Source organism: Actinomadura vinacea (assembly GCF_039532545.1).
Lineage (GTDB): Bacteria > Actinomycetota > Actinomycetes > Streptosporangiales > Streptosporangiaceae > Spirillospora > Spirillospora vinacea.
Genome location: NZ_BAAARW010000020.1, coordinates 677,079 through 688,198 on the forward strand (window position 1 = coordinate 677,079; position 11,120 = coordinate 688,198).

An 11,120-nucleotide genomic window follows, 5' to 3' on the forward strand; every position below is an offset into this window, starting at 1 on the left:
GGCTCCCCCCTCTTGACCGCGCCGTGCGCTGTTCTTACGGTACATCAGAAAGCGCTTTCAGAATGCGCTTTCTGAGTGTGAGACCACGCCCACGACCACGGAGGTCCCATGGTGAGTCAGGGCACCACCACCGCGGCACCGGCCAAGCCGGCCGCGGGGGTCGCCGAACGCGGCGGCCCCACCGCGGGCGAGCGCGCCCGCGACGCCCTCGAACGTTCCTGGCGGCCGGTCGCCCTGCTGCTGGCCCTGCTGGCCGCCTGGTGGGCGATCACCGCGGCCGAACTGGTCGAGCCCTACCTCGTGCCGTCCCCCGGGACCACGCTGTCGCTGATGGTCGACAAGTGGTCCTACATCTGGCACCACAGCTGGGTCACCACGTACGAGACCCTGCTGGGCTTCGCGATCGCCGTGGTCGTCGGCATCGCCGCCGCGGTGATCATGGTGTACTCCACGACGGTCGAGAAGACGCTCTACCCGGTCCTGCTGTTCGCCCAGGTCATCCCGAAGATCGCCATCGCGCCGCTGTTCGTGGTGTGGCTGGGCTTCGGCATCGCGCCCAAGATCGTGGTGGCCGTGCTGATCGCGTTCTTCCCGGTGGTCATCTCCATGGTCACCGGGCTGAAGGCGGTCGACCCGGAGATGCTCCAGCTGTCGGCCACGATGGGCGCCGGGCCGATGCAGACCTTCGCCAAGATCCGCTTCCCGGCCTCGCTGCCGTACCTGTTCTCCGGGCTCAAGGTGGCGGTGACGCTCGCCGTCACCGGCGCCGTCGTCGGCGAGTTCGTCGGCGCCAACGAGGGCCTCGGGTACGTCATCCTGCAGGCCAACGGCAATATCGACACCCCGATGCTGTTCGCCGGACTGCTGGTCATGTCGCTGATCGGCGTCGTGCTGTTCGTCCTGGTCGAACTGGCCGAGCACCTCCTCCTCCCATGGCACGCCAGCCGTCGCGGCGACGCCGTCACCACCACCTACTGACGGAGAGAGACCACCCCATGAAACTCCGCACCTTCACCGCCCTCACCGCCGCCCTGCTGCCGGCCCTCGCGCTCGCCACCGCGTGCGGCGGCGGCTCGGACGAGACCACCAGCGCGGACGGCAAGAAGCTCACCAAGGTCTCGCTCACGCTGAACTGGTACCCCTACGGCGAGCACGCGCCGTTCTACTACGGCGTCAAGCAGAAGATCTACGAGAAGCACGGCATCGACCTGGAGATCAAGGCCGGACAGGGCTCGCAGAAGACCGTCCAGGCCACCGGCGCGGGCCAGACCGACTTCGGCTGGGCCGACACCCCGGCGCTGCTGGCCGCCGTCGACAAGGGCATGCCGATCAAGAGCATCGGCGTCTTCCTGCAGACCACCCCGGCCTCGGTCCAGGCGTTCGACGCCACCGGCATCAAGAAGCCCGCCGACCTGAAGGGCAAGAAGATCGCCGGCACCGCGGGCGACGCGCTGTCGCGCACCTTCCCGGCGTTCCTGAAGAAGAACGGGATGGCCGAGACCGACGTCCAGATCCAGAACACCGACCCGGCCGGCAAGATGGCCGCGGTCATCTCCGGCAAGGCCGACGGGCTGCTCGGGTACGCCAGCGACCAGGGCCCGATCATGCAGGACAAGGCCAAGAAGCCGGTGTCGGCGCTGCGCTTCTCCGAGTTCGGCCTGAACTTCTACTCCAACGGGCTGATGGTCTCCGAGCGCAAGCTCAAGAGCGACGCCGACCTGGTCAAGAAGATGGTCACCGCCACCACCGAGTCGTGGACCGCGGCGCAGAAGGACCAGGCCGGCGCGGTCGCCTCGATGGCCGGCGCGTCCGACCAGCTGCCGCCGGTCCCGGTGATCACAGAGCAGTTCAAGACCACGCTGACGCTGCTGAACACCGACGCCACCAAGGGCAAGGCGCCGGGCGTCAACACCGAGGCCGACTGGAAGACCACGATCGACCTCTTCCAGCAGACCGGCCTCATCGGCAAGGCCCAGCCGCCCGCCACGTACTGGCAGGCGGACTCCGCACCCCAGGGCTGACGGGACCAGCGATGAGGATCATGAGTAAGCCGGAGAGCGATTCCAAGTCCGCCGCCGCGGCCGGCGAGCAGGCCGCCGTCCGGATCGACGACGTGGCCGTGCGGTTCCGCACCCGCAAGCGCGACGTCACGGCGCTGCAAGAGGTGTCCCTCGACGTGGCCATGGGCGAGTTCGTGGCCATCGTCGGACCGTCCGGCTGCGGCAAGTCGACGCTGCTGAAGATGGTCGCGGGGCTGCTCAAGCCCACCACCGGCACGGTGAAGCTGCGCGGCGAGACGGTGGACGGGCCGCGGCACGACATCGGCTACGTCTTCCAGCGCGCCGCCCTCCTGGAGTGGCGCAGCGCCCGCCGCAACATCCTGCTCCAGGCGGAGATGCGCAAGATGCCCGGCGACCGCGCCAAGGCGCGCACCGCCGAGCTGATCGAGATGACCGGGCTGACCGGCTTCGAGGACGCGCTGCCGCACGAGCTGTCGGGCGGCATGCAGCAGCGGGTGGCGCTGTGCCGCGCGCTGCTGCACGAGCCGCCGGTGCTGCTGATGGACGAGCCGTTCGGCGCGCTGGACGCCCTCACCCGCGAGCAGCTCAACGTCGAGATGAACCGGATCTGGCGGGAGACCGGCACCACCGTGCTGCTGGTCACGCACTCGGTCGCGGAGGCGGTCTACCTGGCCAACCGGGTGGTGGTGATGAGCGACCGGCCGGGCACCATCAGGGAGATCATCGACGTCGACCTGCCGGCCGAGCGGGAGTACACCCCCACGCTGGCCAAGCCCGAGTTCGCGAGCGTCGCCGCGCGCATCCGGGAGCTTCTCGGGGCGGGCGGCGCGGCCGACTAGGCCGCGCCCTCCTCAGCAGCCCCCATCAGCCCCCCGCACATGTACGAAGGAAGGAACGGGATGGCACGCAGGTCCATCGGGATCGCTATGAACGGCGTCACCGGGCGCATGGGATACCGCCAGCATCTCCTCCGCTCGATCCTGGCGATCCGGGAGCAGGGCGGGCTGCCACTGGCCGACGGCACCGTGCTGTGGCCGGAGCCGGTGCTGGTCGGCCGCAACGAGGACAAGCTGCGCGCGCTTGCCGACCGGCACGGCCTGGAGTCCTGGACGACCCGGCTGGGCGAGGCGCTGGAGCGGACCGACGTCGAGATCTACTTCGACGCCCAGATCACCTCGGCCCGGGTGCCGGCGATCCGCGCGGCGATCGCGGCGGGCAAGCACGTCTACACCGAGAAGCCGCTCGCCGAGGACCTGCAGGAGGCGCTGGCGCTGGCCCGGCTGGCCGAGGCGGAGGGCATCCGGCACGGCGTCGTCCAGGACAAGCTGTTCCTGCCGGGGCTGCGCAAGCTGAAGCGGCTGATGGACGGCGGCTTCTTCGGGCGGGTGCTGTCGGTGCGGGGCGAGTTCGGCTACTGGGTGTTCGAGGGCGACTGGCAGGAGGCGCAGCGGCCGAGCTGGAACTACCGGGCCGAGGACGGCGGCGGGATCATCCTCGACATGTTCGCCCACTGGCGGTACGTGCTGGACGCGATCGCGCCGGTGCGGTCGGTGCAGGCGCTGGGCGCCACGCACATCCCCGAGCGGGTGGGCGAGGACGGCAAGCCGTACGAGGCCACCGCCGACGACGCCGCGTACGGGATCTTCGAGCTGGACGGCGGGATCGTCGCGCAGATCAACTCCTCGTGGACGACCCGGGTGTTCCGCGACGAGCTGGTGGAGTTCCAGGTGGACGGGACGGACGGCAGCGCCGTCGCGGGCCTGCGGCGCTGCCGCGTGCAGCACCGTTCGATGACGCCGAAGCCGGTGTGGAACCCCGACCTGCCCGCCACGCACGACTTCCGCGGGCAGTGGCAGGAGGTGCCCGACAACGAGGAGTTCGACAACGGCTTCAAGGCGCAGTGGGAGATGTTCCTGCGGCACGTCGCCGACGACGGGGAGTTCCCGTGGGACTTCTACGCGGGGGCGCGGGGCGTGCAACTGGCCGAGCTGGGGTTGCGGGCGTGGCGTGAAGGGCGCCGCCTGGATGTGCCGGAGCTGACCCGATGACGGCGGCCGTGGCGATGCTGGACCTGCCGGCCGCGGACGGCTCGCTCGTCCCGTACACGATGGGCGAGCCGCGCGCGTTCACGCGTCCTTCGGGCGCGGCGCGGACGCGGGTGGCGTTCGCGGCGGCGCATGTGGTGCCGGACCCGTTCGCGGAACGTTCCACCTCGTCCGTCCTGGACTGGGACACGACCCTGGCGTTCCGGCGCCACCTGTGGTCGTACGGGCTCGGGGTGGCGGAGGCCATGGACACCGCGCAGCGCGGGATGGGCCTGGAGTGGGAGACGACGCGGGAGCTGATCCGGCGCAGCGGAGCCGAGGCGCGGGCGCAGGGCGGCCTGATCGCCTGTGGCGCGGGCACCGACCAGCTTGAGCCTGGGCCGGCGTCCCTGGACCGGGTCATCGCCGCGTACGAGGAACAGCTCGCGGTGGTGGCGGAGGCCGGTGCGGCACCGATCCTTATGGCCAGCCGCCAGCTCGCGGCCTCGGCCAAGGGGCCGGAGGACTACGCCAAGGTGTACGGGCGGCTGCTAGGCCAGCTCGACCGTCCGGCCATCCTGCATTGGCTCGGCCCCATGTTCGACCCTGCGCTGGAGGGGTACTGGGGAACGTCCGATCTCGATGCCGCGGCGGACGCCGTGCTGGCCATCATCACCGAGCATGAGGCGAAGGTGGACGGCATCAAGGTGTCGCTGCTCGACGCCGACCGCGAGATTGCCATCCGCCGCCGCCTGCCCGGTTCCGTGCGCCTCTACACGGGGGACGATTTCAACTACCCCGACCTCATCCGCGGCGACGACCAGGGGTACAGCGACGCGCTCCTAGGCATCTTCGATCCGATCGCACCCGCGGCGGCGACGGCTTTGCACGCTTTGGACGAAGGCGACCTCGCCACGTACGACGAGGTCTTCTCCCCCACGGTGCCGCTCGCACGCCACATCTTCGAGACGCCGACCTACTACTACAAGACCGGTGTGGTGTTCCTGGCCTGGCTGTCGGGGCACCAACGGCACTTCCGGATGGTCGGCGGGTTGGAGAGCGCGCGGTCCGTCCCGCATCTGGTCCGTCTGTTCCAGCTAGCCGACGCCGCCGGGCTGCTGCCCGACCCCGACCTTGCCGCCAGCCGCATGCGCGCCTGGCTGACCGTACAGGGGGTGCCGCATTGACCTCCTCCCCCTCGTGAACAAGGGGGATTCCAACCCGTGGCCTCAGGAAAGGAGAACAGGTTGAGGTTCGCGGTTCGTCCGCCCCGGCACTCCGGAGCGTCCCCGCGCAGCGACGGCCGGTCCGGCCGCCGTGCCCACGAGTCTGGTCTCGTGGGCGATGTTGCGTGCCGCGTTCACATCGGCGTTGCCGGCGAAGCCGCAGGACCGGCACCGGAAACGCGCTTGGCTCTCACGCGCCTCCCGATCGGTGGTCCCGCACGCCGAGCAGCGCTGCGAGGTGTACGCGGGGGCGATCCTGTGGACGCGGCCGGGGGCCTTGTGCTCCAGCCGCTCGACCAGCACCCCCCAACCAGCGGCCAGGATGCCCCGGTTCAACCCCGCCTTGGCGGCGACGTTGCGTCCCGGCCTCTCGATGGTGCCCTTCGCCGAACGGGTCATGCCCCCGATGCGCAGGTCCTCGACACCGATCACGTCGAACTCGCGGGCCAGCCTCGTGGAGGTCTGCTCCACCCAGTTCTTGCGGCGGTCGCGCTCGCGGGCCTTGAGCCGGGCGAGCGCGGCCCTGAGCCGCGCGCGGCGGCCAGAACCGCGCCGGGAACGCCCCAGCCTGCGGGCCAGCAACTCCAGGCGTCGTGTCTCTCCAGGGGTGAGGCCGGGCACGTACAGCAGATCCCCGGTCGACAGGGCGGCGCTGACGGCAACGCCCCGGTCCACCCCGACCACGGTCCCATCGCCGGGGCCAGGGACCGGGGGCGGGAGGTGCGCGAACGCCACATGCCAGCGCCCGGCCCGATCACAGGTCACCCGGTAGGACTTCACACCCTCCGGCACCGGCCGCGACAAGCGGAACCGCACCCATCCGCACTTGGGCACCAGCACCGCACCCCACTTGCGCGACAACCGCTCGACCTGGTGCGGTTTGACGCCGACCTGCCGGAACCCCTCATGCACCCCCTGCTTGCGCCAGGTCGGACGGCGGTGCGTCCCGGCGAAGAAATTGCTCATCGCCTGCGCGAAATCACGCAACGCCTGCTGCTGCACGGTCTGCGACCCGGCCCGCAACCACGCGAACTCGGCCCGGGCCCGGGTGAGCTGCCGGGACTGCTCTTTGTAGCCGGGTGCCCCGCCACGTCGGTGCCGGGACCAGAAGCCGTGCTGCTCGACGGCCAGGTTCCACACGTACCGGGCGTGCGCGCAATGCGAGAGCAGCACTTGCTCCTGCTCTGGGGTGGGGTCCAGGCGGTACCGCGGCACAGGGGTGAGCGTAGCGTGCACGCTCGAACACAGGGACGAAAACGTGCTGGATAGCGCCTGGTCAACCGACATTCGCCCCGGGGGGCGAATCTCCCGCCCCTGCCCTGCTTCGCAGGGGTCCGATTCCTCCCCGGCCTCAAGACCGGGGTTTCCTCGGAGGTTCTTTGATGACAGCGGCTCCGGACCCGCGTTTCAGCCTCAACCAGTGGACGACCCGGTACTGGCCCATCCCCGACCTTGTCGCGGGTTGTGTGGCGCGCGGTGTCCGTGGCGTGGGGTTGTGGCGTGAGCCCGTCGCAGAGTACGGCTTGGCTCGTACGGCGAAACTGATGGGCGACGAAGGGTTGGCGGTCACGTCCCTATGCCGGGGCGGGTTCTTCCAAGAGGAAGGCGCCATCGCCGAGAACCGTCGGGCCATCGAGGAGGCCGCCGAGCTGGGCGCCCCTGTGCTCGTCCTGGTGAGCGGGGGCCTGCCTGAGGGCTCGCGCGACATCGACGGTGCCCGTGCCCGGGTGGCGGAGTCCCTGGCGGAGCTGGCGCCCTTCGCGGGAAGCCACGGCGTGCAGTTGGCGATCGAACCTCTGCATCCGATGTACGCCTCCGACCGGTGCGTGGTCTCCACCCTCGGCCAGGCGCTCGACATCGCCGCCCCGCTTCCGCCGGAGCAGGTCGGCGTCGTCGTCGACACCTACCACCTGTGGTGGGACACGGCCGCGTACGCCGACATCGCCCGCGCCGGGGCGGAGGGCCGGCTGGCCGTCTTCCAGGTGGCCGACTGGGTCACGCCGCTGCCCGAGGGCGTGCTGACCGGGCGCGGCATGCTCGGGGACGGCTGTGTCGAGCTGCGCCGCTTCCGCGAGGCCGTCGAGGCGACCGGGTACCCGGGCCCCATCGAGGTCGAGATCTTCAACGAGGAGCTGTGGGCGATGCCCGGAGCGGACGCCCTCGCCCTCACCTTGGACCGCTTCGCGGAGCACGTGGTTTGACCGGCACGGCGGCAGCGGAGGGCCCCGCCCGCACCTGGCGGAGCGCGGCCGGAGCGTGGCTGGGCATCGGCACCGCGCCCGGCACGCTGGTGCTGGGCGCCCAGGTCGGCGGACGGCACGACGGCGCGCTGCCGCTGGTCGTCCTGGTGGCGGGCGGGACGGTCATGTGCGCCCTGCTGGCCGCCCAGGGCAGGCGGGGGCTGCGCCCGCCCGCCGGGGAGAACGCCACGCTCTCCGAGCTGTCGCCGCGCTACCTGCCGCCGCTGACCGAACGCGCCGTCACCGGGCTGCTGGCCGTGGCGATGGTCGGCTGGTTCGGGTTCAACGTCGGGCTGGGCGGCGGCGCGGTCGCCGCCCTGACCGGCCTGCCCGACGTCGCCGGCGTGCTGGTGCTGAGCGTGCCGATCGTGGCGGTGCTGCTGGCCGGAGGCGGCCGCTGGAACACCGTCGCCCTCCTGACCACGCTCGTCGCCATCGCGCTGATCGCGGTCGTGGCGGTACGGCTCGCGCCGCCGTCGCCGCCGGTGACGCTGTCGGCGGACGGCTCGCCGCTCGTCCTGGCCGCCGACCTGGCCGGGTACATCGGCTACGTGTCGGTGTTCGCGGTGCGCGCACCCGATTTCACCGCCGGCCTGCGGGGGCGCGGTGATCTGTGGTGGTGCGTGGGCCTGCTGGTCGGCCCGGCGCTGGCCGCGACCGTGGTCGGCGCCGGGCTGGCCGCCTCGACGGGTTCGACCGACGTGGTGGCGGCGCTGGCCGGGCCGGACGGGCTGCCGGTCGCCAACCTCTTCGTGGCCGCCTCGGTGATCGCGCCGACGCTGGCGGCGGTGCACTCGGGCGTCTTCGCGGTGCACCGGTTCGCCCCGCGGCTGCCGAACGTCGCTGCCGTCCTGGTGCTGGCCGTGCCGGGGGCCGTGCTCGCGGCGGTGCGGGTGGACCGGCTGCTGCTGACCTGGCTCACGCTCCTGGCCGCCGTGCTCCCGGCGCTCATCCCGCCGATGACCGCGGAGGCGCTGCGCCGCCACCGCCACCGGCGGACCACCGGCCGATCAGCCGACCCACTGAGCGTCCAGGCGGCGTCGCCGGGCGCGCCCGAACTGCGGGAACTCAAGGCCCGAGCGGCGGCCGGAGTGGACGCCGTCGGTCATCCTCGCCGGACCCGCGCGAGGGCCCACGCGCCGCCCGCGGAGGCGACGCCCTCGGACACGGACGGCACGCCCGCGCCGCCGGAGCGGAAGCGCCCGGCGAGCATGGCGGACGGTACCCGCCGGTACGTGTCGACGTGGTTGTGGGCACCGGGGGCGGCCCTCGCGCTCGGTCTGACGCTGGCCGGATTCGCCGCCGCGGCGCCGGCCGGGCTCGCCGTGTCCGCGCTGGCCACCGTCACGCACAGCACCCTCGCGCGGGCTCGCCGAATTCGTTCTTGACGGGCCGGAATGCTTCTCGTACTTTCATGAAAGCGCTTCCAGAAAGCGCTTTCCAGCCACTGGAACCACCCCCCTTTGGACGGCCGGAATGACCAGATTCAGATTGAGATGGTCCGTACCGACGATCCTGGCCCTCGCCGCGACGCTGCTGGCGGTACCGCCCGCCACCGCGCGCGACGACGGCCCGATCAAGGACCCGATCCCCGACGACCCGGCGCCCGCGGGCATGGGCGTCGTCCTCGAAGAGGTCGCCCAGCTCCCCAAGTCGGAGCCGACACCGCCCGAGATGGTCGTCGACCCGCGGCTGAAGCGGCACAACCGCATCAACTACGTCGGTGAGATCCCCGACGGCTCGAAGCGGCTGTTCGTCCCCGACCTCAATGGCAAGCTGTACTTCCTCGACGGGAAGACCAAGGAGCAGAAGGTCTACCTGAACGTCGGCGAGACGTTCAAACCGGACTTCTTCTCCGCCATGGGCCTCGGGCAGGGCTTCGGGTTCACCACCTTCCACCCCGAGTTCAAGAAGAACGGCAAGTTCTACACGGTGCACGTCGAGGCGGGCGAGGCGCTGAAGACCAAGACGCCCGACCTGACGCCGCAGCCCAAGACCGCCTACCACGGCGTCATCAACGAGTGGACGGCCTCCGACCCGTCCTCCGACACCTTCCAGGGCACCCGCCGGGAGCTGCTGCGCGTCGGGTTCTCCGGCCGCATCCACGGCATCCAGCAGATCGACTTCAACCCCAACGCACGTCCCGGCGACGCCGACTACGGCAAGCTCTACGCGGCGGTCGGCGACGGCGGCAACGGGAACGTCGGCGACAACGGCGGCGACCCGCAGAACCTCGGCGTCCCGCAGGGCAAGATCCTGCGCATCGACCCCGCCGGGAACAACAGCGCCAACGGCAAGTACGGCATCCCGGCCGACAACCCGTACGCGGGCCAGGCGGGCAAGGTCGGCGAGATCTACGCCCACGGCATGCGCGACCCGCACCGCTTCAGCTGGGACACCCAGGGCTCGAAGCGGATGTTCCTCGCGCACATCGGCGAGCACGCGATCGAGTCGATCCACCAGATCTCGTCCGGCAGCAACCTGGGCTGGAGCGAGCGCGAGGGCGCGTTCACCTTCAAGAAGGAAGACCGCTGCTTCCTCTACCCGCTGCCCGCCGACGACGCCAAGAACGGCTACGAGTACCCGCTCGCGGCCTATGACCACGACCCGCCGGTCGGGCACTCCTGCACCTCCGACAGCGGCCACGCCATCTCCGGCGGCTACGTCTACCGGGGCGGCAAGCTGCCCGCGCTGCGCGGCAAGTACCTGTTCACCGACATCGTCGACGGCCGGCTGATGTACACCGAAGAGCGGGACATGCGGCGCGACCCCACCGGGCAGAAGCGCGCGCAGATCTACCAGATGTCCGCCTACGACACCACCGGCAAGCCGGTCACGATGCGGCAGCTGGCCGGCGACAACCGCGTCGACCTGCGCTTCGGCATGGACGCCAAGGGCGAGCCGTTCCTGCTCTCCAAGGCCAACGGCAAGATCTGGAGGATCGTCGGCACCCGGAACTTCGCCGACTGCAAGACCCAGCAGGTGCAGGTCGGCAACGCGACCAATCCGGGCGACTGGGCGCCGGTCACGCCGTCCAAGTGGCAGTTCCGCAACCGCGAGGTCATCCTGGCCGAGGCGGGCGAGCAGCGGCCGGGCCCGCGTCGCCCGTTCGAGTACGCGGTGCTGAAGAAGGGCCCGGTGTTCGGCTCCACCACGATCAAGGCCCAGGTCAGGCTGGACACACCGGTGGACGTCAGCAACCGGGACGTGATCATCGTCTTCGGCTACAAGTCGGACACCGAGTTCTACTACGCCCACCTCTCCAGCGACAACACGATCTACCCGCACAACGGGATCTTCGCGGTGAACAACGCCGACCGGCTGCGCATCGACGGGCAGTGGAACGGCGACCGGCAGGTCCCGAAGGGCGCGCCGCCCGCCATCACGGACGCGAACTGGCACGACGTCCAGGTGAAGCACTGCGCCGACACCGGTGAGATCGGGGTCTACGTGGACGGCGGACGCAAGCCGATCATGACGGCCGTGGACACCACGTTCGGCTCCGGCCGGGTGGGCTTCGGCTCGTTCGACAACATCGGCCGCCTGCGCGGCCTGAACGTCACCGGCACCCGCGCCCCGTAAAACCCGCCCCCCGCCCCGGGCCGTGGC

Annotated in this window: 9 protein-coding genes; 8 read left to right on the forward strand and 1 reads right to left on the reverse strand. The window is 71.0% G+C overall.

Annotation, left to right across the window (positions count from 1 at the left end):
- The first annotated feature begins 108 nt into the window (after window positions 1-108).
- From ABD340_RS27545 to ABD340_RS27565, 5 genes are read left to right on the forward strand one after another with little or no spacing between them, the layout of a single operon-like run.
- Window positions 109-978 carry an ABC transporter permease gene (locus tag ABD340_RS27545; RefSeq protein WP_344592757.1) on the forward strand — a complete coding sequence of 290 codons (870 nt, stop codon included), beginning with the start codon at window positions 109-111 and terminating at the stop codon, window positions 976-978.
- Between the two features lie 17 nt (window positions 979-995).
- The gene (locus tag ABD340_RS27550) at window positions 996-2,021 is read left to right on the forward strand and encodes an ABC transporter substrate-binding protein (RefSeq protein ID WP_344592759.1); all 1,026 of its coding nucleotides are present in this window, start codon (window positions 996-998) and stop codon (window positions 2,019-2,021) included.
- 20 nt (window positions 2,022-2,041) lie between these two features.
- On the forward strand, window positions 2,042-2,860 hold the full coding sequence (locus ABD340_RS27555) for an ABC transporter ATP-binding protein (protein ID WP_344592761.1): 819 nt from the start codon (window positions 2,042-2,044) through the stop codon (window positions 2,858-2,860).
- 60 nt (window positions 2,861-2,920) lie between these two features.
- A complete protein-coding gene (locus tag ABD340_RS27560; RefSeq protein ID WP_344592763.1) occupies window positions 2,921-4,069 on the forward strand; it encodes a Gfo/Idh/MocA family protein in 1,149 nt (382 codons plus the stop codon).
- On the forward strand, window positions 4,066-5,232 hold the full coding sequence (locus ABD340_RS27565; RefSeq protein WP_344592765.1) for a dihydrodipicolinate synthase family protein: 1,167 nt from the start codon (window positions 4,066-4,068) through the stop codon (window positions 5,230-5,232). The genes ABD340_RS27560 and ABD340_RS27565 overlap by 4 nt, the downstream gene beginning before the upstream one ends.
- Before the next feature lie 42 nt (window positions 5,233-5,274).
- Here ABD340_RS27565 and ABD340_RS27570 read toward each other — a convergent pair whose 3' ends face one another.
- The gene (locus ABD340_RS27570) at window positions 5,275-6,486 is read right to left on the reverse strand and encodes an RNA-guided endonuclease InsQ/TnpB family protein (protein WP_344592767.1); all 1,212 of its coding nucleotides are present in this window, start codon (window positions 6,484-6,486) and stop codon (window positions 5,275-5,277) included.
- Between the two features lie 167 nt (window positions 6,487-6,653).
- Here ABD340_RS27570 and ABD340_RS27575 point away from each other — a divergent pair, with 167 nt between their 5' ends.
- The 3 genes from ABD340_RS27575 to ABD340_RS27585 all read left to right on the forward strand — a co-directional run bounded on the left by ABD340_RS27575 (window position 6,654) and on the right by ABD340_RS27585 (window position 11,093).
- On the forward strand, window positions 6,654-7,472 hold the full coding sequence (locus ABD340_RS27575; RefSeq protein WP_344592769.1) for a sugar phosphate isomerase/epimerase family protein: 819 nt from the start codon (window positions 6,654-6,656) through the stop codon (window positions 7,470-7,472).
- On the forward strand, window positions 7,469-8,899 hold the full coding sequence (locus ABD340_RS27580; RefSeq protein WP_344592770.1) for a purine-cytosine permease family protein: 1,431 nt from the start codon (window positions 7,469-7,471) through the stop codon (window positions 8,897-8,899). The genes ABD340_RS27575 and ABD340_RS27580 overlap by 4 nt, the downstream gene beginning before the upstream one ends.
- Window positions 8,900-8,987: 88 nt before the next feature.
- Entirely contained in the window at window positions 8,988-11,093 is a 2,106-nt protein-coding gene (locus ABD340_RS27585) for a PQQ-dependent sugar dehydrogenase (RefSeq protein ID WP_344592771.1), read from the forward strand.
- Window positions 11,094-11,120 lie beyond the last annotated feature (27 nt).

Excerpts from the sequence above, each read along its gene's own strand:
- ABD340_RS27545 (WP_344592757.1), top strand. The coding sequence starts at position 109 with ATGGTGAGTCAGGGCACCACCACCGCGGCACCGGCCAAGCCGGCCGCG.
- ABD340_RS27550 (WP_344592759.1), top strand. The coding sequence starts at position 996 with ATGAAACTCCGCACCTTCACCGCCCTCACCGCCGCCCTGCTGCCGGCC.
- ABD340_RS27555 (WP_344592761.1), top strand. The coding sequence starts at position 2,042 with ATGAGTAAGCCGGAGAGCGATTCCAAGTCCGCCGCCGCGGCCGGCGAG.
- ABD340_RS27560 (WP_344592763.1), top strand. The coding sequence starts at position 2,921 with ATGGCACGCAGGTCCATCGGGATCGCTATGAACGGCGTCACCGGGCGC.
- ABD340_RS27565 (WP_344592765.1), top strand. The coding sequence starts at position 4,066 with ATGACGGCGGCCGTGGCGATGCTGGACCTGCCGGCCGCGGACGGCTCG.
- ABD340_RS27575 (WP_344592769.1), top strand. The coding sequence starts at position 6,654 with ATGACAGCGGCTCCGGACCCGCGTTTCAGCCTCAACCAGTGGACGACC.
- ABD340_RS27585 (WP_344592771.1), top strand. The coding sequence starts at position 8,988 with ATGACCAGATTCAGATTGAGATGGTCCGTACCGACGATCCTGGCCCTC.